Annotated in this window: 19 protein-coding genes and 1 pseudogene; 11 read left to right on the forward strand and 9 right to left on the reverse strand. The window is 60.2% G+C overall.

Going from position 1 to position 26,819, the window contains the following annotated elements; all coding sequences use genetic code 11:
- Positions 1-97 precede the first annotated feature (97 nt).
- Positions 98-940, forward strand: coding sequence for a hypothetical protein (locus AC4D14_RS08585; protein WP_490901476.1), 843 nt, complete (start codon positions 98-100; stop codon positions 938-940).
- A gap of 62 nt (positions 941-1,002) precedes the next feature.
- The gene (locus tag AC4D14_RS08590; RefSeq protein WP_490901478.1) at positions 1,003-2,100 is read left to right on the forward strand and encodes a 4-hydroxy-3-methylbut-2-enyl diphosphate reductase; all 1,098 of its coding nucleotides are present in this window, start codon (positions 1,003-1,005) and stop codon (positions 2,098-2,100) included.
- 60 nt (positions 2,101-2,160) lie between these two features.
- Here AC4D14_RS08590 and AC4D14_RS08595 read toward each other — a convergent pair whose 3' ends face one another.
- Positions 2,161-2,373 (reverse strand): MYXO-CTERM sorting domain-containing protein, encoded by a 213-nt coding sequence (locus tag AC4D14_RS08595; protein ID WP_490901479.1) that lies wholly within the window; start codon positions 2,371-2,373, stop codon positions 2,161-2,163.
- Between the two features lie 115 nt (positions 2,374-2,488).
- Positions 2,489-3,919, reverse strand: coding sequence for a DNA recombination protein RmuC (locus tag AC4D14_RS08600; protein WP_490901481.1), 1,431 nt, complete (start codon positions 3,917-3,919; stop codon positions 2,489-2,491).
- Between the two features lie 84 nt (positions 3,920-4,003).
- On the opposite strand from AC4D14_RS08600, the gene ychF reads away from it, so the two are divergent.
- On the forward strand, positions 4,004-5,089 hold the full coding sequence (gene ychF, locus AC4D14_RS08605; protein ID WP_490901482.1) for a redox-regulated ATPase YchF: 1,086 nt from the start codon (positions 4,004-4,006) through the stop codon (positions 5,087-5,089).
- Between the two features lie 482 nt (positions 5,090-5,571).
- On the opposite strand, the gene AC4D14_RS08610 is transcribed toward ychF, so the two are convergent.
- Positions 5,572-7,329: a DUF262 domain-containing protein gene (locus AC4D14_RS08610; RefSeq protein ID WP_490901484.1), complete on the reverse strand. Its 1,758-nt coding sequence runs from the start codon at positions 7,327-7,329 to the stop codon at positions 5,572-5,574.
- Between the two features lie 368 nt (positions 7,330-7,697).
- On the opposite strand from AC4D14_RS08610, the gene AC4D14_RS08615 reads away from it, so the two are divergent.
- Positions 7,698-9,824: a GmrSD restriction endonuclease domain-containing protein gene (locus tag AC4D14_RS08615; protein WP_490901486.1), complete on the forward strand. Its 2,127-nt coding sequence runs from the start codon at positions 7,698-7,700 to the stop codon at positions 9,822-9,824.
- A 1,008-nt stretch (positions 9,825-10,832) separates the two neighbouring features.
- Here AC4D14_RS08615 and AC4D14_RS08620 read toward each other — a convergent pair.
- The 3 genes from AC4D14_RS08620 to AC4D14_RS08630 form a co-directional block, all read right to left on the reverse strand.
- A complete protein-coding gene (locus AC4D14_RS08620) occupies positions 10,833-11,204 on the reverse strand; it encodes a hypothetical protein (protein WP_490901488.1) in 372 nt (123 codons plus the stop codon).
- Between the two features lie 96 nt (positions 11,205-11,300).
- Positions 11,301-12,803, reverse strand: a complete 1,503-nt coding sequence (locus tag AC4D14_RS08625) for a hypothetical protein (protein WP_490901490.1) — start codon at positions 12,801-12,803, stop codon at positions 11,301-11,303.
- Between the two features lie 176 nt (positions 12,804-12,979).
- Complete coding sequence (locus AC4D14_RS08630; RefSeq protein ID WP_490901491.1) at positions 12,980-13,885, reverse strand: HNH endonuclease family protein; 906 nt, start codon at positions 13,883-13,885, stop codon at positions 12,980-12,982.
- Positions 13,886-14,171: 286 nt separating this feature from the next.
- Here AC4D14_RS08630 and AC4D14_RS08635 point away from each other — a divergent pair.
- The 5 genes and pseudogenes from AC4D14_RS08635 to AC4D14_RS08655 all read left to right on the forward strand — a co-directional run bounded on the left by AC4D14_RS08635 (position 14,172) and on the right by AC4D14_RS08655 (position 22,253).
- Positions 14,172-15,224: pseudogene (locus tag AC4D14_RS08635) on the forward strand (DUF4238 domain-containing protein).
- 203 nt (positions 15,225-15,427) lie between these two features.
- A complete protein-coding gene (locus AC4D14_RS08640; RefSeq protein WP_490901493.1) occupies positions 15,428-16,492 on the forward strand; it encodes a hypothetical protein in 1,065 nt (354 codons plus the stop codon).
- A 1,187-nt stretch (positions 16,493-17,679) separates the two neighbouring features.
- Positions 17,680-18,960 carry an OLD family protein gene (locus AC4D14_RS08645; protein ID WP_490901494.1) on the forward strand — a complete coding sequence of 427 codons (1,281 nt, stop codon included), beginning with the start codon at positions 17,680-17,682 and terminating at the stop codon, positions 18,958-18,960.
- A 452-nt stretch (positions 18,961-19,412) separates the two neighbouring features.
- Positions 19,413-20,171, forward strand: a complete 759-nt coding sequence (locus AC4D14_RS08650; protein ID WP_490901537.1) for a nuclease-related domain-containing protein — start codon at positions 19,413-19,415, stop codon at positions 20,169-20,171.
- Between the two features lie 1,035 nt (positions 20,172-21,206).
- Positions 21,207-22,253 (forward strand): YaaC family protein, encoded by a 1,047-nt coding sequence (locus AC4D14_RS08655; protein WP_490901496.1) that lies wholly within the window; start codon positions 21,207-21,209, stop codon positions 22,251-22,253.
- Between the two features lie 236 nt (positions 22,254-22,489).
- Here the strand turns inward: AC4D14_RS08655 and AC4D14_RS08660 are convergent, their stop codons facing one another.
- Together AC4D14_RS08660 and AC4D14_RS08665 are read right to left on the reverse strand one after the other, a co-directional pair.
- Positions 22,490-22,645, reverse strand: a complete 156-nt coding sequence (locus tag AC4D14_RS08660; protein ID WP_490901498.1) for a hypothetical protein — start codon at positions 22,643-22,645, stop codon at positions 22,490-22,492.
- A 38-nt stretch (positions 22,646-22,683) separates the two neighbouring features.
- Positions 22,684-23,523: a zinc-binding dehydrogenase gene (locus AC4D14_RS08665; protein WP_490901500.1), complete on the reverse strand. Its 840-nt coding sequence runs from the start codon at positions 23,521-23,523 to the stop codon at positions 22,684-22,686.
- Between the two features lie 297 nt (positions 23,524-23,820).
- Here AC4D14_RS08665 and AC4D14_RS08670 point away from each other — a divergent pair, with 297 nt between their 5' ends.
- Complete coding sequence (locus tag AC4D14_RS08670; RefSeq protein WP_490901502.1) at positions 23,821-24,402, forward strand: TetR/AcrR family transcriptional regulator; 582 nt, start codon at positions 23,821-23,823, stop codon at positions 24,400-24,402.
- On the forward strand, positions 24,399-25,556 hold the full coding sequence (locus AC4D14_RS08675; protein WP_490901503.1) for an SGNH/GDSL hydrolase family protein: 1,158 nt from the start codon (positions 24,399-24,401) through the stop codon (positions 25,554-25,556). Before AC4D14_RS08670 ends, AC4D14_RS08675 begins: the two co-directional genes overlap by 4 nt.
- An 879-nt stretch (positions 25,557-26,435) precedes the next feature.
- Here AC4D14_RS08675 and AC4D14_RS08680 read toward each other — a convergent pair.
- On the reverse strand, positions 26,436-26,819 hold a 384-nt coding region (locus AC4D14_RS08680), incomplete at its 5' end, for a serine hydrolase (protein ID WP_490901505.1).

Below are 26,819 nucleotides of genomic sequence, written 5' to 3' on the forward strand. Positions count from 1 at the left end.
GCAGAGCCGGCTGCGGGCACGGCAGTGCGGCCGGTGCCGAACGGGGAGGGAAAGGGCATAATCGTAGGTCCGAGCAGTATCCGACCGCAAGGACCGCATGCGAACCCTGCTATCCGCTTTTTGTGCCCTTCTCTCACTTGGCCTGACCGCGGGGGCGCTGGCTGCGGCGTGGACGGAGAGCAGGCTCGTTGACGCGCGGGGCTTCGTTGAGCTCGCCGGTCCCCTCGGTCATGACGCCAAGTTCCAGAAGGCACTCACTTCAACTCTGGCCCGGGAGGTCACCGATGGAACCGGACTGCCGGATCAGCTGAAGTCCTTCATCCGGCCGGCCATTGCCGACGCCGCGACCTCAGTCACCGGTAACTCCGGATACCCGCAGGCCTGGGAGGAAACGCTGCGGATCTCGCACAGGCTCACCTTCGCCGCTGCTCCGGCCGCCGGCGAGCCCGCCCCGACCGTCCTCACCCTCGACGTCGGACCTTTGGCCTGGCTGCTGGCCGACCAGCTCGGCTCGAGGGTTGGCCTCAAGATCCCGGTTCCGGGCAACACCACAGTGGAGGTCGGCACCCTCGAAAACGGCGGCATGTTCAGCTTCGTGGGCCGCGTCGCGGGGTTCTGGCCGGTCCTTGCCGGCGGTGCAGGGCTCAGCGGGGCGCTCGCGCTGCTCTTCGCCCGCAGGCCGTCAACGACCCTCGCGCTGCTCGGGCTCGGCGGTGCCGGAATCGGCGCTGCCGGATTGCTCGGGGCAGGGATGATTCCCGACGCTGCGGTTGCGGCCGCCGGCCCAAGCCCCATCGCCCAGGTATTCGTCCGGGGCTTGGCCGGCCGCGTTGCCGGCGACCTCGCCGAATCGACCGCCCCGGCGATCGCCGGCGGGCTCGTCGTCCTGCTCGTCGGGGTGGCCCTGCGCCTGACCTTCGGCCGGCGCGGTATGCCTTAGCCCACAGCTGAGAAAGCGGCCCGCGACGGGGTGGCCCGTCCCGGAACCGCTAGCATTGAACCATGACCAGCACAGCAGTCCAGGTCCCCATGCCCATGGTGCCCCGCAGGCGCCGCTCACCCGAGGACGTGCATGCCGCATCCCCGGTCGAGGGTTCGCGCCAGGTGCTGCTCGCGGCACCCCGCGGGTACTGCGCCGGGGTGGACCGTGCGGTCATCGCCGTCGAAAAGGCGCTTGAGCACTACGGACCGCCGGTCTATGTGCGCAAGCAGATCGTCCACAACCTGCATGTGGTCTCCACGCTCGAGGCCAAGGGTGCGATTTTTGTCGAGGAAACCGACGAGGTGCCCGAGGGCGCCCTGCTTGTCTTCTCCGCGCACGGGGTTTCCCCCGCAGTGGTTCAGTCGGCCGCGGACCGGGGCCTGCGCACGATCGACGCGACCTGCCCGCTGGTCACCAAGGTCCACCGCGAGGCCCAGCGTTTCGCCCGCGACGACTTCGACATCCTGCTGATCGGCCACGAAGGCCACGAAGAGGTCGAAGGGACCGCCGGCGAGGCCCCTGAGCACATCCAGATCGTCAACGGCCCCGAGGATGTCGACAAGGTCCAGGTCCGCGACCCGGAGCGGCTGATCTGGCTTTCCCAGACCACCCTGAGCGTTGACGAGACGATGCACACGGTCAACCTGCTCAAGGAGAGGTTCCCGACGCTGCAGGACCCGCCCAGCGATGACATCTGCTACGCCACTTCCAACCGGCAGGCGGCGATCAAGAAGATCGCCCCGTCGTCGGACCTGGTGATCGTTGTCGGCTCCGCCAACTCGTCAAACTCGGTTCGCTTGGTCGAGGTGGCCCTTGAGTACGGTGCGAAGGCCGCCCACCGCGTCGACTTCGCCAACCAGGTCGATGAATCCTGGTTCGAAGGGGTTCGGACGGTCGGGGTTTCCTCCGGCGCATCGGTCCCCGAGAACCTGGTCCAGGACGTGCTCCGGCTGCTTGCCGAATACGGCTTCGGAGAGGTCGAGGAGGTCGTCACGGCCCAGGAGGACATCATCTTCTCCCTGCCCAAGGAAATCCGCTCCGCGCTCAAGGCAATGGGTGATTCCTCGCAGGGCCGCGGCGGGCGCGGTGGCCGACGCGAACCGGGAACGCTGAACTAGCCGCTTCGTAGGGCCGGTCGCTCCGTAAGGCCGGTCACTGGGCGTGCAGCCTCAACGGTCTCACCGTCCCGGGCGCAGGCCCTGAAGCGACGCGCGCTGCCACGGCAACGGCGTCGTGCGTACGCCGCCCGGGACAGCCCTGTCCCGACGCCGGCGGGAGAGCTGGGCGCCGACCGCAACGCCGACCAGTGCCCAGAAGGCGCCGGCGCCGACTCCGGCAAGCACGATCCAGAAGGGGACTCGGGTGCTGTCATCAGCCTTGTCTTCGGTCATGGCCGGAATTCTCCCACACCCTCGATGGCACGGAAAGGCTCCGGCGGACGCACCCGTTCCCCGGTCCGGGCGCAACTGACCCCGCTCACGGTGCAGCAAGTGCACCGGCGCGGAGCTAGGCGCTGCGTTCCACAGGGGTATCGGGAGTCTCGGGGGCGGCGCGGTCGAGGTGGTCCTGGCCGTCACCGCTGATGCCCACCCTGCTGATTCCCGTACCGCCCTGGGCCCAGCCGTTTCCGCCCAGGGCTCCGGCCCCGTCTCCGCGATCTTCGGGGCCGTCGAGCAGTTCGGGTGCGCCAAGCAGCCGCGGAGTTGCCTCGACTGCCTGCACCCCCTGGAAGGCGCTTTTGCCGGGGCCTGCTTCGGCTCCGGCAGGGACGGCGTCAAGCGACGCCGCGTCGAACGCTCCGATCCGACGTGCTGTGGGAAGGACCCGGGTTTCAAGGGTTCCGACGAACGAGTTGTACTTCTCCACCGAAGCCTTCAGCGACGAACCAAGCTTGGCGACATGCCCGCCCATCGTGCCGAGGCGCTCATACAGCTGGCGGGAGAGCTCGAAGAGCTCCCGCGCGTTGTCCGTGAGCACCTCCTGGCGCCAGCTGAACGCCGCGCTCTTGAGAATGGCGAGGAGGGAGACGGGGGAGGCCAGGGCAACATTGCGGCTGAAGGCGTAGTCGAGCAGGGAAGGGTCCGCCCGCAGAGCGGAAGCGAGGATCGATTCGACGGGGATGAAGCAGATCACCAGTTCGGGGGAGTTGTTCGTCCCCTCCCAGTACTTCTTCTTTGCGAGGGTGTCGACGTGCGCCCGCAGCGCCCTGGCGTGCTGCTGAAGCAGTGCCGCGCGTTCTGCGGCACTGCCCGCGGAGCCGGGGGCGTCGTCCTCGTCAAGCTCCTGGGCCTGAAGGAAGGCGCTCAGCGGCACCTTCGCGTCGATGACCAGCTGCTTGTTGCCCGGCAGCTGGACCACCATATCGGGACGGGAAGTGGTGCCGGCACCGCCGGACGCGGCCCCTTCGTCCGCAGCCCGTGCGTACGTGGCTTGCTCCACGAAGTCGACCCGGGAAATCATTCCCGCCGCCTCAACCACCCGGCGCAGCTGCACCTCGCCCCACTGGCCACGGGCGCTGTTGCTGCGCAGGGCCGCCGCGAGGGAGTGGGTCGTTGAAAGGAGCCGGGCATCGGCGTCGCGTGCTTCCTGCAGCTGCTGGGCCAGCTGCCCGTACTGTTCAACGCGGTCACGCTCCAGCAGGCCCACCTGGCGCTGGACCTGGGTGAGCTTCTCCGCCACCGGCGCCAGCGCCCTCAACACGTTCGTCTCTTCGGCGGACCTCGCCGACAGGGCGCGGTTCTGGGAGGCGAGCAGCTCCTTTTCGGCCGCCGCAGCGGCAAGGGACGCCGTCGCGCTCCCCAGCCGGCCGACGGCGTCGTCGAGTTCCTCCCGGAGCCGGTCCGCCTGCCCCCGCCCCTGCGCGGAGACGAAGAAAGCGCCCGCGATGCAGCCGACGACGAAAGCGAGGATTACCAGCACAAGTGTGAAACCGTCCATGAAATCACTGTCGCAGGATGCGCCGACAATTTCGGGAAGGCTCCCCGGCAGGGCGGCGCGCCCGGGCCGGTAGACTTTACTCCCGTGGCTCTTACTATTGGCATCGTCGGACTGCCCAACGTCGGCAAATCAACCCTTTTCAACGCGCTGACCCGCAACAACGTTCTGGCGGCGAACTACCCGTTCGCGACGATCGAACCGAATGTCGGAGTGGTCAACCTTCCCGACCCGCGCCTGGCCCAGCTGGCCGAGGTCTTCGGCTCCAAGCAGATCCTCCCGGCGACGGTGTCGTTCGTCGACATCGCCGGCATCGTCAAGGGCGCCTCCGAAGGGGAGGGGCTGGGGAACCAGTTCCTTGCGAACATCCGCGAAGCCGAGGCCATCGCCCAGGTCATCCGGGTCTTCGACGATCCCGACGTCGTCCACGTCGACGGCAAGGTGGATCCCCGCTCCGACATGGAAACGATCAACACCGAACTGATCCTGGCTGACCTGCAGACCCTCGAGAAGGCGATCCCGCGCGTCGAGAAGGAAGTCAAGATCAAGAAGCGCGAGGCCGCGCAGCTCTCCGCGATGCAGGCGGCGCAGGCCGTCCTCGAGCGCGGGGACACGATTTTCTCCTCCGTGAAGAGCGACAAGCTCGAGATGGAACACCTGCGCGAACTGAGCCTGCTCACCGCCAAGCCCTTCATCTACGTCTTCAACGTCGACGACGCAGTGCTCGGCAGCCCTGAGCGCCAAGAGGAGCTGCGGGCCCTCGTCGCACCGGCGGACTCGATCTTCCTCGACGCCAAGCTCGAGGCGGACCTCGTTGAACTCGACGAGGCAGAGGCCCGCGAGATGCTCGAGATGAACGGCCAGGAGGAGTCGGGGCTGGATCAGCTGGCGCGCGTCGGCTTCCACACCCTAGGCCTGCAGACCTACCTCACCGCCGGCCCGAAGGAGACCCGCGCCTGGACCATCAAGAAGGGCGCCACGGCGCCCGAGGCGGCAGGCGTGATCCACTCCGACTTCCAGCGTGGATTCATCAAGGCTGAGGTCGTCCACTTCGAGGACCTCATGGCTGCCCGGTCGATGGCCGAGGCCAAGGCCAAGGGCAAGGTGCGCATCGAAGGCAAGGAATACGTCATGGCCGACGGCGACGTAGTGGAGTTTAGATTTAATGTTTAAGTTTTGAATTTAGGCAGCGACGTTCGTCTCAGGATTCACTGGTGATTTAAGCGATTCGCACAGCGACCGGCTCCCGCCTGCTTCTGTAGGTTCGGAGCCGGTCGCTGTTGTTTGGGGGCGGAGCAAATCGCCGAGGGAATCCAGCCGTGTGCCCGACTTGACATTCTTACATCGCAGATGGCGGTGACGATTTCCGCGATGACCACGACGATGTTGGTCCTTCCACGCCCTAATCCGCTCGTCACCCGGCAGGATACCTTCGGTGAAGCCGTACTCCGCTCAGGGCATCTCCGCCCTAACACGGCAGGGGCGCGGGGCCTACTCCGGATCCGGCACGGATACTCATCTCCCCAACCCCACCCGTTCAAATCCCCAAGATGCTGGCGTTCTCTCGGATTCGGGTCCAACTTCACTTCGATTGCTGGCGGTTTACTCGCCTGAAGGGTTCTGAGACGTACTCTGAGAAAGCCCTTCAACCAGAATCACATTTGGATTCTGGGCCATAGCTCTAGAGCGCGTTGAACAATAGCTGAGAGCCGTTCGTTAGATTGCTCGCTGTTCCAGACTTTCTTGGAGATCGCGTCAGTTAGCGTCTTGTCTTCGGCATTGACCCAGTTAGGCAGCTCATTGCACTTGTCCGCGAATTCCTTGGGGAGGTCTGCATTGACCTCGGGCGGAAGGAGGGCGAGATTACCAATCTTGAAGATCCATGAGTTCCGCGGTGTAGCTTCTGAACGTCCCTCCAAACCTTGGAGATGTTCCAAAGACAATTGGCGACTCAAATTGAGCGTCGTAGAGGGGTAAGACTCTTCAATGCGGGTGAGAATGTACCTGATCTTGAACGTATCTTTCGACCGAGTTTTCGAGTAGGCCAGGCGACTGATCCCGTCCCTGAACTGCGCATTAGAGGCATCGATCCTGTCCGCGCCGGCCACGAATGAATCCAAGGCAGCTTCGAAGTCCGGCTTCGAAGAACCCGCTGACACGGATGCTGCAGCCTGACGGTACAGACGGCGAATGGTCGATGTCGAAGGTCTCTGAGCGATACTCCACCGGAACTGGAAACTCTCGACAACTGTCAAGAACTTTAGAAGGGTCTTTCGAGGAATTCCAGCACGTTCCCGGATGTACGCCCGCATCAGAGATAAAAGCAGCGGAAGTGGCTGGAGTGATCCTGCGACTAGGATTCCATACAAGCGACTAGAGATATCTTCGTACTCATCCCGACGCCAAGCAGTTGCAAGTCCCCGCCATGGGTCGGCCGAGGCATTGCTAGTTAGCGTTTGATTCAGGCTCGCCAGAATCTGTGCATCGATTCTGAGTCCACCAATCAAATCCTGAGCTGAAACGTCTCGATTCGTCGATGATTCTATTTGATCGGCTATTGAACGCCGCAGTCGGGCCTGTTCGATTAGGTCTGTGCTTGCATGCCCGGGATGATGCCTGGAATTCCATGCATAGTACAAGAAGAAGTCTGGAGTCATTCCTTCGAACGTGAGATCGTCGAGTTTTTCGAGGATCTCTGACCATGCGCGCTCGGAGCTGTCCTCATCGCTGGAGGCGATCTCCGCAAACAACAAGTTCTTGACGAGATCCATTACAGTGAGACTTTTCCCTCGATCATTGAGGGTTTCAAAAATAGTGAACGCATTCTTGCGGTCTTCGACATTAATATAGACGACCTCGGTTTCTAGAATTGCGTCACGAATGTTGTCCAGCTTCTGGGTTTTGTCTGTCGCACCACTTAGCGCGTCACGCACTAGTGTCTCGAACGTTTTGTAGGCTTGCGACTCCAATGCGTCGGAGTCGTAGCCGGGCGCAGTAGGTCGTTGCTCTTTTTCTAGAAGAACGTTGTCATTTAGACGGCTCGCGGCACTGGCGTCCTTGTTCCTCAGACGATGATTACGATGGCCGTCGCGATCGTTGTATTCGAGATACTCATTGATGCCAGTGACCCGAGGCGCACTCCCGATTTCTTGGTAAAGGTCGCGTAGGACGCTCAAAGCGATAATCGCGGTAGTCAATCTCTGTTGGCCATCGATCACCTCTCGAGGGGCTGCGGCCGCGCCGCTTGTCACCATGCTTCCTAGGAAATGAGGATTGGTGGCATTGGTGATATCGTTCCAGAAATCCTTGATATTTTGCGACTCCCATGCATATCGACGCTGATACCTCGGCACAACATGTTGCCCCTGCTGGAGTACCTCGCCAAGTGTTCGTTTATGTGCATCAATCTGCAAGATACTGCTCCCTCATCTGTAATCGGGGGAAGTTTTAGGTCAGTACCCCGATGCTGCTACTAATTTCTTTGCTGCGTGACATGTGATCGTGTTATTCCCATGAGCTTACCCATACTGCCCAAATGCGGCTCTAGGCGCACCGGGCGTATTTCAGTCGTCCCATGCCGGTCCACTTCTATGGCGAACTCCTCACTCTGCGTGCGAACGCACCCCATAGGAATGATCACGTATTCTTTTGTAAGGAATGGGGCTCAACGAGCCTCCTCGGCTTGCGTCGCCCCCTGCCCAGCCGGACCTGGTGAGGTCCTGACTGTGTCGCCGTCTTTATGTGCGCGAATGCTCTGAGCATTTACGATACGTTGGGGCGGGTGGAGACTTTCAAGCGGACGCCGTTGCAACTGTTCAACCTGCCGCAGCACTTCGTTATCCCACTGTTTCAGCGCCCCTACGTTTGGAAAGAGGTCGAGCAGTGGGAGCCGATGTGGAACGACATACGTCGGATTGTGGAGCTTCGGATCGCTGAGCCGCACCTGAATCCCACGCACTTTCTTGGAGCCGTTGTGATCCAGTCGCATGAGGCTCAAAGCAAGCGGCTGATGACCTGGAACGTGATCGACGGACAGCAACGGCTGACAACCCTGCAACTCCTCGCTGCTGCGACTGGCTCCCTGCTCTCACAAGCTGATCACCCAAAGCTTGCCGGTCAACTCGAAGACCTGACCCACAACTCTGAGAAGTACGTCTCAGAGGGTGCCAGCCCTCTCAAGCTTCGCCACCTAAATAAGGACAAGGAAGCTTTCGACGAGGTTTTGACCGCAGAGCCACCCGTTGATTACGAAGAGCTTGCACACGAGGATTCCCAGATTGTTGCCGCTTACCGCTATTTCTCGACCGTCGTAGAGCGATGGTTGGGGACTCCGGGAACCGCGGATTACACGACCAAAGCCAACGAAGTCACCAACGTCCTCTTGGACGGACTGCAAATTGTTTCGATTGAGCTGGATGCGGCAGAGAATTCACAAGAGATCTTCGAGACCCTCAACGCGCGCGGGACTCCTTTGACGGCCGCTGACCTGGTGCGAAATTTCGTGTTCCAACGCCTCGAGGTTGAGGGCGGTGACACATCCAAGGCCTATCGCGAGGACTGGCCCTTCGAGACCAAGTTTTGGATGCGAGAGGTGAGCGTCGGGCGGAACCTGGTCAGCCGTAGTTCACTCTTCCTTAACCAGTGGCTGGTGGCCAGGACAGGTGAAGAAGTCAGCCCGCAGGCGACGTTCAACCGTTTCAAATCATGGGTAGAACTGGAGTCGGGCATGAAGATGGCGTACCTGCTCCCGGTGATCAAGCATCAAGCCCAGCAATATCAGTCGTGGACTGAGGCCGCAGCACAACCCAGTGGGGCTCTCGATGCTGCTGGGATGGCCTTCTACCGAATGCACGCCAGCGGCGTTGAGGTCCTGAAGCCACTGCTGATTTGGTTGTACGAACCAGGCAGGAACCTCCCCTTTGACGCCATCAATAAGATCGTCCAAGCCGCCGAGAGTTGGTTGTACCGTCGGCAGATGCTCCGCCTCGCCGGCAGCGACCTAGGACGCATCATCGCCGACGTCATCGCGGCTAACTCAGGCGTGCCCGCCGACGAAACCGGCGAGCGAGTGATCGGCCATTTAGCTCGCTTGAATGTGACGAGCACCTACTGGCCCGGAGATGAGGAAGTCCGGCAATCCCTAACCACGGAGGCTGCATACTCACGCTACCCACGGGGCCGATTGCGCATGTTCCTTGAAGCCATCGAGGATCACTATCGCGCCGAGACTGGCCAGCCACAGGTTGAGCGGAAGAATTACCCGATTGAGCACCTTCTACCCCGGAAATGGGCGGACACTTGGCCTGTGGAGACTCCGGAGGCAGCAGCGGAGCGCCAGGCCAGGGTGCACCGACTGGGGAATCTGACCATTCTGACGAATTCGCTGAACTCGAAGATTTCGAATGGGCCGTGGCCAGCCAAGCGCGCCGCCCTCCTCCGGCACAACACAATTACGCTCACCGGCCGGGTCGTTGGCAAGACGGAGCACCACGACTGGGACGAGGAGTTCATTGATGACCGCACCGCTGAACTGATCGATGCCGTCCTCAACATCTGGCCCGTGCCTAAGGGCCATTACGGTAAGGTCGTTGATCCTCAGACGAAGGCATCCGATTGGGTCGAGCTTAAACACTTGATCGAAGCTGGGCTGCTCAAAGGCGGAGACACATTGGCGGCGACTCATCGGGACTTCAAAGGCAAAAAAGCGGTATTGATGCCTGACGGCGCCATTGATTTGGACGGTAAGCGGTACACGTCGCCGTCCGCCGCTGGGAAGGCGCTGCGGAAGAAGGCGACGAACGGTTGGTACTTCTGGGCTGTGGGCGATGGACGACGACTCCGCGACGTCCGGGCGCAATTCCAGAACGCCGTCCCCGCAGACCAGCCACAGTTATTTCCCAGTGAGTAGCGGTTGTGTGGGCACTGAACTGGGCGGTTTCCGCGCAGACGTTATTCCGTGACGGAACGTGGTTGAATTTAGGTTTAATGTGTAGATTGCAACCAATTGCTTGAGAAGGGCCCGGGGTGATGATTTCATCCCGGGTTTTTCTGTCTTCGCTGCCTCGGCCGATGGGAACGTAAAGTACTTCCGTGACGGTGATGTATGCCGACTCGGTGAGGAACCTCGAAGCGCGCTAGCCTGAACATCATGGACCGTAGAGACATGGAGAACGCCGCGACGCTCATGACCCTGCTGCGTCGTGGGAAGCACCCCTCGTCGATACGTGCGGTGCTGGGGGGATGGGACATGTTGCAGGCTGACGTGCCTTCAAGGGAACAGACTGAGACGGCAATATCGATCTTGGTCGGTTCCGGCCTCGCTGAGGTCGACTCATCCTGGGGGATGCGGCTCACGGAGCAGGGCGGACAGCTCCGGCGGTCCGTGAAAGGTTCTGGGGGGATGCGGCTGATGCCGAGGGCAATCAGCGATCTGCTGGCGGGACGTCAGTTGAACCGTGCGCCGTTGAGTCTGCCTGAGTCGGTCTTTGCCCCGGCGCGTGAGGACTATCTAGACCCGGGCCGTCGCAGGGCTGAACGCGGGGCTGAGGACAGAGCGCGACATCGCTGGTGGTGGCCCGACCCATTCAGGCGCCCCGGTCGGTGACGCCGCCGGGTGAGGGTCACCGGCCGCTGAGCCTGACAACGTTGTCGCGGTTGCGGCCCGTCTGTGATGTTGCTCGACTACGGAACGTGGTCGAATTTAGATTTAATGTATAGTTCGGCGCGTGCTTCCCGGGTTCCGGCAGCGTCCGAACAGTACCGAGGCGCGAGATGGTCATGATCGCGCTCGTGTGATCTATCGTCGCTCCAAGTGCCCTGGACAGTCTGTAGAGCCTGCGTGCTCGGTCGTGTACATGACCATGCGGTGTTCCGGCGAGCAGACTAGAAAGTGGTTGTGTGCGGGAGCAGAGTCTCTCTAGCTACTTTCCTCCGACCTTGACTCGGACGCTGAGAGACAAAAGTCGTCGTTCATCTTGATTACCAGTGCCACCGTCAGTCGTAGTGCAGTGATGTAGGTGTTGAAGTGCGCGTTCTCCCCGTCCGCGTTGGCTTGCGATCCGTGAAGGTACTTGTTTCGCAATTGGGGCCCGTTGCTGAAGTCCAACCCGTTGAGAAAGTAGTTGAAGTACTGTCCTTCGGCATTAGTCAGCAACGAGGAGCCGCGCGTCACCCAGCCCTTTGCCTCCATGGCGTCCACCTCCGTGCGTCCGGTGGGGGAGAGATGGTAGTAACTGGCTGCTTGAGTGGTGAACAGCGCCTGGAGGATGAGGAATTGCTCGATATTCACAAACTGAACCCGCGTTCCAGTGTCCTCAAGAACGCCCCGTTCGATCAGGTAGTCGATCCTTGTTTTTTGGTAGTCCTCGAAGTCACCGTAAGCAACTCAGTTATCCAAGAGGAGCCTCGCCGCGTTGTCCGCCGTGCGGTTCTCGTTGATGTAGTTCAGCGCCGCTTGGTCGGAGAAAAGAAGATTCATGATGCCAGTAATCTCCGAGCCTTCGGACGGATAGACGTACTTTCCCTCAAGGAGGCTCGGGATTTCCTTGTATCGGACCTGCTCTGACCCCATGGCAAGCAGGTCACGGTCGAGTTCACCATCCTCGGCGAACAGGGTGAACTGGTTTGCGGCGCTTTCCATCTCAGCGAAGAGGTGCCTTACCTTTTGTAGGTATGACGTGCCTCTGTCTGTGGGGGTGAATGAGAAGTTCTTTGCTCCGAACTCGTCAACGAGGTGCTCCTCGAAAAACCAGGAGATAATCCGCTCTAGGTCGATGTCTTTCGACTCTAAGAAGTCCAGGTACAGACGGGTCTGGAGAAGGGTGCTCATGTCAATGGCTTGAAACGCCGCGCCGACCTTGTACTCCGTCCTTCCTACGGTTCCCATGAGCTGTTCCATCACGCCCATATTTGCGGGATAGGACGGAAGCGTCAGCAAGGATTGACGGTCAGCGAAGCCGAACAGGTGCTGGAAGTTGTTGAGGATACTTGGGGCATCCAGTGTTTCTTCCAGCCACTGGCTGCTGTATGTCTGTCGGGAGACCAACCCCTCTGCGGACTCATCCATCTCCAGAACCACAGGTTCACGCTGGGTTTCCGAGATGCCCACCTCCCCGCCGGTTCTGAATCCCTTGTTCTCGGCAAAGAAAATCGTATTCAGCGCATTTTCGCGCCGCTTCGCCCGCAGTTTGAGCTTGGTGTCGATTCCCGCCCGTGGGTTCTCCTTTGCGGTTGCAATAAGCCCGACGTAGTTCAGGTGCGGGTTCCCACTGTCAATGTAGGATTCCAGTAGCCCTCGAGCGTCGGCCGAGGTGAAGCTCGGTGGAAGATGTATGTCTCGTCGCACCTCCTTCTCCTGCAGATACTTCTGGATCAGGTGCTCGGCATTTTCAGGCGTCTCAAGCAATCTGGTGCGTATCTCGGCGTCATAGGTCTGCACAAGTCTCCTGCCTGAGAGCAATTCAGCTAGACGTACGCCTGTTGCATCGAGCGCGGGGAGAACCGTCTCGCTGTCGCAGCGTTCGAAGACTCCGTATCGGCCTAGCAGGTCCAATAAATTTCCATGAGATTCGTGGCCGACACCATCCACTACGGCTGGGAAGTTTGTATTGTCGATCGCCGTGAAGAACCGGGCTACGGTGCTACGGATTTCGGGGATCCGTGCCCTAGCCTGTTCACGCTGCTCCTCGTTGTAATCCTTAGGAAGAAGGCCATGTTCTAGGTACTGCTGGACGTGGTGTAGTTCAATGATGTCCAGGGTCTGTGTCGGGACGTTGGTGGGGTCAAATTGGTGAACGAGTTCGGCTACGCGCGGGACGTACCAACCAGCTGCCATGTCATTTACACCGTAGAACCGAACTCGTCGCATGGCCTCGTCTTCATCGCTCACTTACTAATGTCACTCCATCTCGCCATCTCGCGCTGTCTGAATATCGTCATTATGGCGCACCGGCGCGGGAGGTCTGGCCTACGCAGGTAGGTGGGTGCCGGCGGCGAGGTGCTTCCGGTCGCTTTGGTCAGCCGACTCATCTTCGCTCGAGGAAGTGTCCACCCCCGATACCACTCTTATGGCTGTTGGAGACACAGCTGGGAGTGAGCAGAGAAATTGTCCGTTGTGTGTTCGTTGTAGGCGGAGCATAACTTGCCAATAAGTAGGTCAACTGCAGCTTCGACATCCTTGGTTTCGGCGCGAATGCCGCGGCGCACGCGGCCATTCGGATCCACGACGATGTAGACCCAGCCGAACAGCGCGTCGCAGCCCAGGCTGCAGACGAGCATTGCAACTGATTGGAAGTCCTTGCGTTCCTGCTCGGTGCATTGGCTGCGCGGCTTGATGTGGCCCGCGATCAGCAGCCGGGAGGGCCGCTCCTCACCGCAGATCGAGCAGGGCGCCGCAGCGCGGCCTTGCAACAGGTGCCGGCGCAGGTCCGACTGCTCACGCCGTACTTCGCCCAGGGATAGTTCATCGGTTTTCCCTCCGTCCCAGAACTCGTCCGGACGGCCGAAGAGGCTGTGGATGTCGGCGCCCGGCCCCGGCAGATCGAGCTCTTTCAGCAGCGCCAGCCCGTCCTCTTCCGAGAGCGCAGACAGGTATTTCTGCTGCGGCATGCCCAGGATGTTCAGTGGGGCTTCGGGTCCTATTCTGATCAGCTCGGCAACGCGCTTGTAGTGCAGCTTGAAGTCGGTCCGGATCGGGTCAACGGTGACAAGCCAACCGTCGTCACCTTCCTGCATATAAACCTTCGGGTATCCCTCAGGGCGGACCCGAGGCATCCATGATTCCGTCACTCGCCTTACAGCACGGAGATAGCTTCTGTAGTGGTGGAAGACGATGTCCCCGTGCTTCAGGTTCTTTATCAGACCCCTGCTGGTATCGACGCTTCCGTCTTCTCGTGGACAGGTCCACAGTGTGCCCAGCTTGATGACGGTCGGGTAGTTCGCATTCTGGCTAGCCCACCAGTAATTCACCATTGATGCTCCCCCTTGGAATCAACCGGGCTCTAGTGCCAGTGGTCACATTGATCCTATCGAAAGCCTGGACGGACCCGCTGACCGCCCGCTCCTCCTTCTCGTCGAGTCATTGGATACGACCCGGACATTTCTAGCCAACGGCGAGCCGGACTAGTCCCTCCCTTGCAAGGCGCCGCAAGATCACAGTAATTGCGCGGCGGCCCCACCCCATCGCCAAAGGCTCATCATCAGCCGACCCTCCGGCCTATGCTGTGGGAGGATGCCAAGCATTGTAGGCAAGGGCAATATGGCAAAGCTTCACCACTACGTACCTCAGGGATACCTGCGGGGATTCGCTGCCGAAAATGGGCGAGTCACCGTCGTACCCCTCGATCGCTCCCGGAAACCGTTCACCTCATCGACTAAGAAGGTGGCGGCGCAAACCCACTTCCATACGGTGGAAGAGTTGGAAGAACCCGACGAGTTCGAAAAGGCGTTGAGCGTAGTCGAGGGGGAGGCCATCAACATCATCCGGTAGTTCGAAAGGAACGAGTTTCCTCCGTCAGAGGCCGAGCGATTGACGTTGTCTTACTTCATGGCGCTTCAGAGCGTACGAGGACCGGACACTCGCAAAACTATGGAACACCTTCGAGCTAAGCTCGTTCGCTTCGAGGTCGGCGCCGGCGGGCGCGAGAACGTTGGGAACTGGATCAAGAAGAATCTTGGATCGGATTCAACGCCCGAGCAGGAGGAACGAATTTGGGAGGAGGCGACCCAGCCCGGCGTACCGCCGATTAGCTTTTCGAACCTTGCACATATTGAGCACATGCTTGATACGGCTGAAAAGCTGACTCCTTACTTCGCGACCAGACCGTGGAGCTTGGTGCGGTTTGGGCGGCGTTCCCTCGTCACCTCGGACGCCCCGGTGACTCTGATCCCCAACCCGCAGGACGAGGAGTGGCAAGGTGTGGGCTTCATGACGGCGTGGGGTATCACCTTCCCTCTCACCCGAAAGCTCGGTCTACTCATGAGCGATCCGATGGTGATGCTTGAAGGTCTAGAAACAGAGGACGCACGAGTCCAGGAAATCAAAGCAGCTGTCCTCGTCGGGAAGGCTGACGTTACACAGGCCGGCACAACAGCCATGGAAAAGCTCTTCAACGAGCATCTGGCGCACACGGCAAGGGAATATGTCTACCATCACCCTGAGGACACGAGATTCGTGCCGCATGATCTTCCAGAGCCGAACCTGATCAACATGAGTGCGGGCGGGTTCTTGAATGCAGAGTTCGATGGCGAACCGTGGTTCGGGAAGTCCGACAATCACGGAATTGAGGATGAGGACGTCGAGCAAGCCTAAGCAATCCCGGCAGCGCTCCAGCGTGTCAGGCGACGCGATCCCATCAGTTGAAGGCGTCGTTCGATTACAAACGTGGTTGAATTTGGATTTGACGTGCAGGCACGGGTGTCTCTTTTCCGGGTTCTGAAAGCCTTGTCATAGATCAATGGTTCTCCTGGCCGCCAAGTTAGCTCTAAACCCACGGACGAGAAGAGTGTCTACATATGACTGTGACGATTGCACCGAATGAGGTGGAGCCGTTTCGTATGGTCATGCGCGACCTGCAAACGGGCGCCGCTCGGTACTATGCGGAGACGGCCTCGGGCGGTGAGCTCGGTTCGACGGTAAGGGCGTTCATCGCGAACTGTCAGATTCTCAACGACTGGTTTGTAAACGCGATCTCTGATGCTGTGTCGTACAAGGCCCTCTTCAACCAGACGCGACATCCAGACGCAGATCTCATCGATGCCGTGAAGTACATCCGTAACGTCTCACAGCATGTGCTCCATGTGGTCAAGCCGAGCGACGCGATGACACTAGTTGGCGGTACGTTCGGATTGCGGAGCTATGCGCAGTGGGAAAGGATTCCCTCAGAAGTACATGCCAAGTTGCGCCCCCAAACTCAGGCGCTCAAACCTGCCTACGAGGCTAACCTCGAAGGCAGGGAACTGATGGGCACGATGATGGCGGTGTTGCGCTTCTACGCTGAGGTAGCGCCGAGCATCGTTCACCGTGACCAGTACGGTGAGTGGACGGGATTTCCTATCATGAGCCAGCCGGGGATCTCCGACCCTCTGCACCCGGAGGAACCGAGGGGGAACATCGCCCGAGCCCGAGATTGGATGGACAGCCGCCGGCCAGGCGGTGATGCTCGGGTCATCTGCGGCCACGTCACGATCGACGGTGTGCATTACGTCTATGGATATACGTTCGTGGGCCGCCTCTCGTTCGCGCCGTTCTTCGAGACAACCGATCAGATCAATCGGGACATAGCGCTCGGCTTTCCCTACCTCGAAGGTAATCTGACTGCGAATGCATTCGATGTAAGCGCTGAGCATCCCGAGGCTCTCCAAGGCCACGTGGTAGCCAGCCGAGACGATCTTGCAACCTGGACAACGTTAGTAACGCAGGTCGACGCTGGTGAGGACTGGTGTTCTCCCGGCTTCGACCCCGGTAGATGGCGTTCGATGTGCACCCTCGAGATCGCGGGCGTACTCCCGGACTATGTGGCCTACGGCGTAAGAAGGGCTCGACGCCTCAACGCGCTCGTTCCTTTTCGACGCCTTTAGAGTTCAGGCCGCCGCTTTCGGAATTTTGGGACACCGTACTCAGCGTTTCGAAGTCGTTAGCAAACTCGACTATTCGAGGGCTCCGCGACGGATCGCATCGAACTGATCGAAGCAAGCCTCGGATTCCTGAAGAGTCGAGTGCGGGCTTGAGCCAGTAATTGGCCATGAAACTACCGCGGTGAGCCTGCTCCAAAAGGTCTCCCTCTGCGCAAGCATCCGACGGCTGTCGAAAGCTGCATAGACCGATTGCCGACGGAACTGCTGGCACCTGACCCAATTCCGACCCTTCAGAGGTTACTTGACTACGGAACGTGGTGGAATTTAGATTCAACGTCTATAAAGCTCCGAATCCTTCGATGGCGCACAGCAGCGTGCTGTGCGCCACGGGCTCTTAGAGACGCTTGAACATTCGGTGAAGCACTGCTTCTGGCACTGATTGCCGAGCTTCAACGCCACTCGACAGCGGCCCCGGCTGATGTCCGCGAGCCGCCCTGCACCCGATGCGTGACTTCCTGCTGGCAACTACATCAAGGTCGAACTTTCTTCGACGCGAACGATCGGTCGTTCGCTATCTTCCTTTTCAACAGGCCGATCCCGAGTTCGGCCTGCTTACGCGTGTGCCGGGAGCGAAAGACGAACCGCCATGGCTTGTCGTTCTCAATGCGTGTCCGAGTCTGGAGGGGCAGTCGATCTTCCCCATAGAGTGCCCACGATCCTCGGCATGTCGGAGTCGATCACTGACCTGGGAGCAGCGATCGTCGCTGCTTGGTTCTACACCGCCACTCGGTCAAGTCGGTTGCCAAAGGGGTCGAGGTACGCGCGACCTCGCTAACTCAAGTAGGCTTCGTTGCCGGCGGCTACCCGCCCCTGCTGGGGTTCGAGCGCCAGGACCTCGATTTCGCCGAAGCTGACTATGCTGTGGTCGCGGGAAGTACGTGCGAATCGCTTGCGGTGGGATCTCCCTGGAGCTGTTTCTCTGACAAGCTACGGTGGGGAACACATTGAGAGAGGATAGAAGAGTGTCGTCATCCGATTCCCGAGCACGCGTCTGGGAACGCATAGGTGGGGCGGGTGGCGTTGTCGAGCGAATAGACGTTGCCTCGTCGGCTGTGCTGTCGCAGGGATCAGTCCACTTTCGGAGGCTGACTGCGCTAACCGGAGTGCACGGCGCGGGGAAGAGCTACCTCTTGTCCGCGGTCGCAGAGGGGTTACCGGGGTGGCAGACAAAGACCAATCTACCCATTGAGACAACGGGCCACGATGCGGAGTTCAGTGGCGACTATGTGCTGGCGCTTCGCCCGGGAAGCCCAACCGAGCTCGTTCACTTCTCTCGACCGATCCACTGGAAGGATCGTCTCGACTACGACGCGGCGTTACGGCCGCTGCTTGCAACGCGGCTGACGCCGTTCACGGCACTTAGCGACCTTTCCTACTTCTCTCAGAACTGGATGCCCACCCGTCCTAGCGTTCCGCAGGACGTTGCAGACTTAAAGCGATCGCAAGTCGAGGCACTTCAGGCGATCACCGGCCACTCGTACGAGTCGGTGGCGTATGGTCACTTCGAAGAAGATGATCAGTATTTTCCTTACTTCCGTGTTGTCCGGGATTCGCACGAGGCTGAAGTTTGGACGATGAGCGCCTCGGAGTTCTGGGTCCATTACGTTATCTGGCATCTGCGTTCGGCGGACGAAAACGAGGTCGTTCTCATAGATGAGCCCGAAACGTTCCTCGCACAGCCGGGCCACCGCGCGTTCGTCGACGAGATCGCGCGTCTGGCACTAGAGACGGGGTGTCAGGTCATTCTCGCGACGCATTCGGAAGTCATGATCCGCCGCCTACCCGCGGAGGTGGTCCGGCAGGTGTCGAGCGCCGTTAGTGGGGCTGTGGTGTCAGAGGTAGCCAGCACGGAGGCGCTGCTGCGTACTCTTGGACGGTCTCGGGCACCACTTTCTCTGCTCGTGTTCGTTGAAGATGACATGGCCCGCAAGATCGTTCATTTCTTTCTTGGTTGCTACGCGCCGGATCGAGTGGGGCAGGTAGATGTAATTGACAGCGGCGGCAAAGACGAAGTGGTGCGGGGAATGACCATTTCTGGCCGATCTCGTCAGCTTCAGGTCGCGGGTGTGCTGGACGGAGATCAGCGCGGCCGTTACGCCGATGCAAAGCTTCTTTTTCTCCCCGGGGTGATGGCACCTGAATTGCTTCTGCTCGAAGTCCTTCGTCGTCGTGATCACGACGCGGCTGCTCGACTCGGTACAACGACTCCAAATCTTCTTATCGCGATTGATGCTGCCCGGTTTGTGCCACATCAACGCGTATTTGAAGTCATGAGCGAAGCGCTTGTTTCCTCCAGGGCGGACGATCTCGTACGAGTCGCGCTGTCCATGTGGCTAGAGGACGACAGCACGGCGGCCGCCGCCCGTCAGCTGGTTGAGCAGATGCTCGCCCTCATCGCGCACGACCACTGACCGTCAGGCCTGCAGGGGTTAACGACAATGGGAGCAGGTGCGGCAGGGATGATGTACCTGACCGTGGCGACGTCGTCGAATTCAGGTTCAACGTGTAGTTCCTGATCTCCTTGAGGTCTTTGCGATGGCAGCTAAGAGCATATGTTCCTGGCGGCAATGCATATTTTCAGGTCGACCACAATGATGGCGTCAGCATTCTTCCGCGAAAGCAAAAAGGACTGGGTGGAATTCTAAGGCGACCGGGTCTCTAGCCCCAAAAGTTTAACGCAGGGTTCTTCCGGGTGGCCCTTATCATTACCAGATTCGACTAGGGATCATTGCAGCGGGGGCAGAGGTTCTGCTCAGGGCGAGATGACACCGTTGGACGGGTCGGAGTGAATGATCGAGTCGCTGGACAAGCCGTGATGGAGAAGCTGCTGGCTGACCGTCAGGGTACGCCGCCTCGGTCGTTTATGGGTCGTGTTTTCGGCGCCGACCCGCTGCCTTCGGAAAATTACCCCTGGTACAAGGGTGCTCTTAGGGAGATCGCAGTAGGGCAGATACTTGAATGGTTGAGTCCTGAGTGGACGATCCTGCACGCCGTACCCGTGGGCGCCGGTGCGTCCGACATTGACCACGTGCTGGTAGGTCCGGCTGGCGTATTCACCCTCAATACAAAGAACCATGCCGGGCAATCCGTATGGGTCGCGGGCCGGACCCTGATGGTCTCCGGCAAGAAACAGCGCCATCTGTACAACGCCAGCCACGAAGCTACCCGCGCAACGAAGCTCCTCGCCCGTCGTCTGAATGTCCCAGTTGTGGTCACCGGCGTCTTGGTCGTCGTTGGCCCCAAGAGCATGACTGTCGCGGAGAGACCCTCCGACGTCGCTGTAGTCACGGATCGGCAGCTCCTTCGGTGGCTCCGCAACCGCCCGCACTTGCTCACGCCCAGGCAAACAGCGGCGATCAGAGCGGCGGCCATACGTCCGGGAACGTGGCACCGGGATCCACCTGCCGCGGTAGACCCTGCGTTCCTGCTGCGCGAATTCACGAGGCTGCGATCTCTCGTGGACAGTGCGAGACGGCGCCGCGTTGGATGGCTTTTGCCCCTTTTCGTCGGGATCCCCTTGTCCTGTCCACACTTTCGGCTCACTTCTGACTGCACAAGAGATCCAGTCGCCAGGAACATTGCCACGCGATGGATCGCGTCTTCTGAACCAACGGGGGGGTAAGGCGGTCAATCGTGCTCGCTTCGAGAGGTGGTTTTACGACTCGCCGGGCGCGATCGAACATGTGGGCGCCCTGAAGCTCAGGGTGCCCACAGTCTGATGGCACTGATGGCGCTATCAGACTCGGCATCGGCGATGGCGAAAGACAGTTCAGGAGGCCGACGACCACAAGGGCGGGGTGTGCCTCCGCTATCGTCACTGTGCATATGGGAGGTTTCCACCAGCTCGACAACGTCGATGTATCTCATTTCAGGGCGCTTACGTGCTGAAATAACCGCCGTTCTCGTATTTAGGCCCCAGGCTTCGAACTGCACCTCGCACCGGAAGAGGTTCATAAGCTGCTGGGGCGCCGAAAGAGGAAGTTCGACCTTCAGGTAACTGGTGAGGGTGCGCGACTGGCTATTCACTCCTGAGGATTACAAGAGTCGCTGAGGAATACGGCACCGAGCGAAAGCAGGGGATCCGGTCGACAAAGTGCGAAAGGGGCGGGACGCGCGTCTTGGCCGCACATATTTGCATGTTCGTCCTCTGCGGGTCGAGGAGCGAAGTTACACCACTACTGGAACAGTTGCGGCTGCGATCTAAGATCCGGGCGATAAGCAACCATCATCCTCCGCCCCTCGCGCTCAAGTCCTTAGGTTCGAAGTCGGGACAAAGCCACCTGCGTCCCGTCGACGAGAACGGACGATTCCTCGGCGGAGATCAAGTACGGAAGAAACTCCCGCTCAGGAGCAACGGTAAACACCGACTTCCGTCAGGAATCATCTTTCAACTTCTGGGTGAGTCCACTGTAGGAGTGAAAAAATGGATGGCTGCAGTATGGCGTGTGATGTAGTGAGCCGGCAGGAACCGCGACGGCGAGGCTCCCATGAGGCGCCCGTTAGTCAATGCCGACCATAGAACAAAGGATTTCGATGTCCGTAGTCGAAAAAAGTTTGTCGAGAACTGCCAATAGAGCTCGTATAGGGACAAGTCTCGGATTGGCTGTCCCCGGGGCTCAGTTGTTCGATGACTCTCCCTACTAAGTACGCTTTACCTATGCCGGCTACGTTCTACTCAATAAGCTTGATGACCGCGTCGGAATCATGGCGCTCAATTCGTACAATTAGGGCCGAACCGCGGGGGTCGCTTGCCAGCGTCCTAAAAAGCGAGAAGTCGCGGTGGCGCGAGTTTCACATGGCACTTGAACAGGCCCAACAGCAGTTCGCCGCCGCGGAGCGGATCGGATACGAGAGTCGGCCACTGAATTTGTTTTACGGTCTTTCCCAGGCCGGACGAGCAATCGCTGCGGGGTCAAGTCTTCTCGGACGCGGCACGGATCACCAGTGGCAGGCCAACGGGCATGGCCTCAAGTACGACATAAGGGTCCCCAACGGCGTCCTAGCGACGCCGATCAAACAGGACGCGAGTACCCGAGATCTCTTCTCACGGGTATCAATCGCTATCGACTCGCCGCTTGATTTCAACGCGATCGACTTCGGAGCGGCGATGAACCACCTAGTCGACTACACGATGGCATTCCAAAAGCCCAACGGGTATGCCCGCCCGATTACGGATGTACACATCTACAACGTTCCGAGAGAAGTGTTTCCCATAGAGCTCGAAATCCCAGTTCCCGATCGGAAGAACGGACACGACACGACAGCTGAAGAAGTCCGTGCGACTCTCTCGCAGTACCCCGCATTACACGACCTAGAAATCGCTTTAAACGACGACGGCAGCGTCCGTTGGAGCAACAACGAGGGGCACTGTTTCGTGATCGTCTCAAGCGCCGATCAACTCAAGAGCCACGATGGAGACAGCGTCGCTGAACTCGACGGCACCGAGCACTACAGGCGAAAGGCTATTCTTCTCCCACGCGCAGGTGATAGCGAACGAGGCCTCCGCCCGCTGATGTCCTGGTGGTGCGTGCTCTATGCCCTCTCGATGCTTGCTCGGTACGCACCGAGCAAATGGACGGAAACACTTTCGCTCGCCGACAGCCCTATCGCATCCAGGATTGAGTTCCTGCTCGACTCGGCGATCGATGCCGTACCCGAGCTGCTCTGGAGTGAGTTATCTCGCCTGAGCGAGCATCACCGCTAAACAAACAACAATCGGTCACTGGTGGGACTAACCCTCGCCGGTGCACTTGGTTCGAACCCGCTCGATGCTGGCTTGCTGGCGGTACTTCGTCCTAATAGCGATCGCTGGTCCGCCGACCTCTTGGCCGAGATGGATCGTCGAAAATGGTGGTGCCGCTCAAGGGGCTCACAAAGGTTTTTTTGCTACGGAACGTGGTGGAATTCAGGTTCAACGTCTGAGCGAGTCCCGGTCCGATCTCAGCCGTCCGACAGGCGCTTGGTCAGCTCGTCGATAAATCTTCGAGCTTCGCCTTGCGTCGGATCGTCAGCGGATGCGCGCTTGATCGCACCCTGGAGGACCTTGGCGGCTAACTGGCGCGCAAGAGGAGCTTGACCCCGCACGTCGCTCAGCATCGAGACAGGACCTATCGCTCGCAGGAAGTAGTCGACCTCTATCGAAGTTCGAGTACAGCTTTGCCACTAAGGCGCCGATTCAGCAGGAGTTCGATGGCGGTGTCGGCGTCGGTCCAGTCGCCTCGCCAGGCGATGCCGGGGTCGATGATCCCGGACGCGACCTGGCTGGTGAGCCAGTGCAGGCTACGGGAGAAGTTGGTTGCCTCGGGCATGAAGAAGGTCTGGATCGAACGGTTGTCCTGCCCGGGGCGGCTGGTCAGGGCGCCGGCCGGGAACGTCTCCGGCTGGTCGGTGATATGCCGGAGCGCGATTAGTGCACCGTCGCGACGAAGAAGGTGAAAGGCCTGCACCAGGGTCGGCCCTCCGACCGTGTCGACGACTCCATCCAGAGTGCCGCCGATCTGGTCGGGTGAGGTCTCCACCTCGTGGGCGCCGAGAGCGCGCAAAGTCGACTCGTGCTTCTCGAGGCTTCCGGTCGTCGCGATGACATGGGCGCCGCCGAGGCGCGCGAGCTGCACCGCGTAGCGTCCGACGCCGCCCGAGGCGCCGGTGACCAGCATCCGTCGACCGAGCGTTGGCCCGATCCGGTCCAGGGCGGCAAGTGCGCTGACGCCGGCGATCGGAACGGTTGCGACGGCGCCGAAGTCGGCGCCCACGGGCACATCGCTCAAGAATGTCGTGTCGACGGCGCGGAGCTCCGCCCACCCGCCCGCCCAGCCGAAGGTCGCGACCGGAGTCCCCGCCGCCGGACTAGACCCGTCAGCCGCTGCCGTCACGACGACGCCGGACGCCTTCCAACCGGGCACGGTGCCGTCGGATGCGTTCTGGACGTTGTCAATCAGATCGCCGTAATTGATGGAGACCGCGTGGATCGCCACGGGAGCTTGGTGGGGTAACGGGACGGGATCCGTGACCTCTTCGAGGCGCAGCTTCCGGGGGCTGAGTGGTCAACGATTAGGGCGCGCATCCGGCTCTCTTTCGTAGCGATTGCGAGATAGTATCCAAATTTCCTGCGCAACCGCAGCATGCCAACCGTGCCCGACGCAGCCTAAAGGGGGGTACCAGCCTGGCGGGGGTGTCGTAATCACGTTCAGAAAGTTGCCGGAGGGTAAGTGTCATAAAATCACACAGCCTATGGAGTGTAGGTTTTAGCCTACTTGCCGTAGGATGTGTCTGTGCCCAGATCGAATCTCTCACCCGATGTCGTTATCTCAGCTGCTGCAACGCTCGCTGACCGCAAGGGTTTTGACGCTGTTACCGTAGCCGCGGTCGCGCGACACCTTGGTGTGCAGCCGGCAAGCCTTTACGAGCATGTCAAAAGCCGTGATGCGCTACTCGATGCAGTTCACCGGCTCGCGCTGGGCGATTTGGGTTCGCGAGTCAGTGAGGAACTGGCTGGCCGCTCGGGGAAAGCCGCGCTTCAAGGCCTCGTCGATGCGTACCGTGACTTTGCAACCCAGCGACCTGGAGCGTGGGCGGCACTTCAACGGGTAGCTTCATCTGACACCGCGCACTCCCCAGAAGCGGCGCGGGTGGCATCGCTGATGCTTGCTGTGATCCGCGGCTATCCGGTTCCGGAGTCGGCCCTCGTACACGCTGCGCGTCTTGTTGCAGCGACGGTGAGCGGATTCCTTGTTCTGACGGAGTCTGATGCGTTCAACCATCGCCCGGACGGGCAAGACGAATCCTGGCTTGCCGCCGTCGACGCCCTCGATCGTGCTCTCAGTACGTGGCCTTCCGAAGGAACTCCATCATGATGCTGTCGACTGCTCTTACTGCTGATCTCATTCACGGCATCGCCGAGCTGGAACAAACCGACCGCGGCGTCCTCCCGCATCGACTGCCTTCCTGGGTGCGACACCAGTTCCCCGACCCGCAGTTGCTGGCCATGGAGCGCCAGCCCTCCGGCGTGCGTCTCGCGTTCACGACCACGGCTTCTCGCGTTGAGCTCATCACGCACCCGAGTCGCGTAGCTTATCGTGGCGCGGACCGTCCGCGCGGTCGCGTCGATGTCGTTATCGACGGAATGCTTCACGCTCGTGATGAGCTCAGCGGAGGTGATTGCCTGGAGGTCGACCTTCAAACCGGTTCATCCAGCGCTCACTCTGGCCCCGATCACGCCACCGTCATATCTGCACTCTCCACTGACCTAAAGCGGGTGGAGATGTGGCTTCCGCACAACGAGTCACTCGAGATCATCGCGCTGCGCACTGACGCGCCGGTCCATACCGAGGATCGGGCCGGCAAGATATGGCTGCATCATGGCAGCTCAATCAGCCACGGCTCCAACGCACTCGCTCCGACCGAAATCTGGCCTGTTGTCGCTGCACGCACGGCGGGAACCGTGGAGCTGCGCAACCTGGGGTTCGGCGGCAGCGCCCTGGTGGACCCGTTCCTGGCCCGCGTCATCCGCGATGCACCTGCCGACTTCATCAGCGTGAAGCTCGGCATCAACGTCGTAAACCTCGATTCCATGAGACTGCGTTCCTTCGTGCCTGCCGTTCACGGTTTCCTCGACACGATCCGAGATGGTCACCCCGAGACACCATTGTTGCTGGTGTCGCCGCTTTTCGCAGGCATCCATGAGAGCACTCCCGGGCCGCTGGCGGTGGACCCGGCGTCCCTTGGTGCCGACCAGGTGCAATTCATCGCCACCGGTGTACCAGGCGATACTGCGCAGGGGCGCTTAACTCTCGAAATCATCCGCGATGCGCTCCTTGCCATCTCCAGGGATCGAGAGGAGGACGTGAACCTGTACTACCTCGACGGGCTTGACCTGTATGGGCCCGAGGACGGGGTTGCTTTGCCGCTTCCTGATGGCCTGCACCCGAATGTAGAGGCTCATGACCTGATCGGCCGCCGGTTTGCTGATCGCGTCTTTGGATCAGGAAGGCCTTTCCCGACACCATGACCAAAGGACGCTGACACAGCAATCGGACTGCAACCAAAGCGTCGAGCTGCAACTGGACCTCCCGACGAGGTGCACTAAGTGAGCCGGGTTTCCGTCTGGGGCTGTCGTCACAAAACTGAACGGTACATAAGGCAGCGAAAACAAGGGCCGGCCGACGCTGAGCCGGTGCGGAAGCCATACATTGACGCCTTGGGAACACCCGTCGCCGGGGTCGGGGCTGAGGCGTGGTGGGACTCCGCCGAACCAATCTCTTTCCTGCGGGCGGAAGGTGCCGTCCAGGCAATCATGAGCTTCTGGCTCCGAATCACCAGCTGGATGGTAGGTCCTTCCTCAAGATTATTTTGCTACGGAACGTGGTGGAATTTAGGTTCAAGGTATCGACCTTTCGTCTGAATTAGTAGAAATGCCGCCCTCCGTAAAGACGTGTGAGGGCGGCATTTCTTGTAACAGAATCGATGGGCGTATCATCACAAGCCCTCATGGGTCCCGTGAATCTTGGCTCGTGAGGTTCAGAAGATGGATTGATTATCAAATGACCCCGGGAAGCTGCCGCGTTCAGGAGACAGCACTAAGTTCAGATCGGCGTCGCCATAGCAGGAGCCACGCACCCACACCGCCTCACAACCACAACCCTGACCCCTGGGGAAGACGGAACAGTTCCTGACGAAAGTGCAGCGACGCTCGACCATCAACTGATTCCGAGAAGCCAACGGCATTAGCGACTCCTGCCTCACCTTGTGCCATCACTGCGGGACACCCCGCCGGGCGGGTTGAAATATCCGTCGATAGTCGAAGATAAAACCTGTAGGTGCCTTCCGGTAGGAGACGGGCTGCGGGTGCTGTGGGTGTCGGGTCAGGGTGTCGGGTCAGGGTGTCGGGTCAGGGTGTGCTGAGGGCTTCGTCGAGGGCCTCGATGGACAAGCGGGCGAAATCGAGGAATTCTTCCGTGGGGCCGTCGAGGGGGCCGTCGTAGATGGCGGGCGGCAGTGCTGTGAGGGTGAGGGTGACGGCGGTGCCGTCCTCTGCGACTGCGTTGATCGTCTGGTAGCCGGGGATGGAGCCGTTGTGGCCCCAGGCTGTGCCGCCGCCCAGTTCGCCGCTTTCGATCCCCAAGCCGTACGTGGATCCGGGGATGATTTTGTCGCCGGTGGGGATGCCGGTGAGCATCTGGTCGAGTTCGGCCGGTTCCAGGAGCTCGCCGTCGAGGATGGCTTTCATGAACGTGTTGAGCTCAGCCGGTGTGGATACCATCGCTCCGGATGC

The organism is Arthrobacter sp. TJ-254 (assembly GCF_058269175.1).

What these genes read in the sequence shown, in the direction of transcription:
- AC4D14_RS08585 (WP_490901476.1), top strand. Translation starts at nt 98, where the DNA reads ATGCGAACCCTGCTATCCGCTTTTTGTGCCCTTCTCTCACTTGGCCTG.
- AC4D14_RS08590 (WP_490901478.1), top strand. Translation starts at nt 1,003, where the DNA reads ATGACCAGCACAGCAGTCCAGGTCCCCATGCCCATGGTGCCCCGCAGG.
- AC4D14_RS08595 (WP_490901479.1), bottom strand. Translation starts at nt 2,373, where the DNA reads ATGACCGAAGACAAGGCTGATGACAGCACCCGAGTCCCCTTCTGGATC.
- AC4D14_RS08600 (WP_490901481.1), bottom strand. Translation starts at nt 3,919, where the DNA reads ATGGACGGTTTCACACTTGTGCTGGTAATCCTCGCTTTCGTCGTCGGC.
- AC4D14_RS08630 (WP_490901491.1), bottom strand. Translation starts at nt 13,885, where the DNA reads ATGGTGAATTACTGGTGGGCTAGCCAGAATGCGAACTACCCGACCGTC.
- AC4D14_RS08640 (WP_490901493.1), top strand. Translation starts at nt 15,428, where the DNA reads ATGACTGTGACGATTGCACCGAATGAGGTGGAGCCGTTTCGTATGGTC.
- AC4D14_RS08650 (WP_490901537.1), top strand. Translation starts at nt 19,413, where the DNA reads ATGGGTCGTGTTTTCGGCGCCGACCCGCTGCCTTCGGAAAATTACCCC.
- AC4D14_RS08655 (WP_490901496.1), top strand. Translation starts at nt 21,207, where the DNA reads ATGCCGGCTACGTTCTACTCAATAAGCTTGATGACCGCGTCGGAATCA.
- AC4D14_RS08660 (WP_490901498.1), bottom strand. Translation starts at nt 22,645, where the DNA reads ATGCTGAGCGACGTGCGGGGTCAAGCTCCTCTTGCGCGCCAGTTAGCC.
- AC4D14_RS08675 (WP_490901503.1), top strand. Translation starts at nt 24,399, where the DNA reads ATGATGCTGTCGACTGCTCTTACTGCTGATCTCATTCACGGCATCGCC.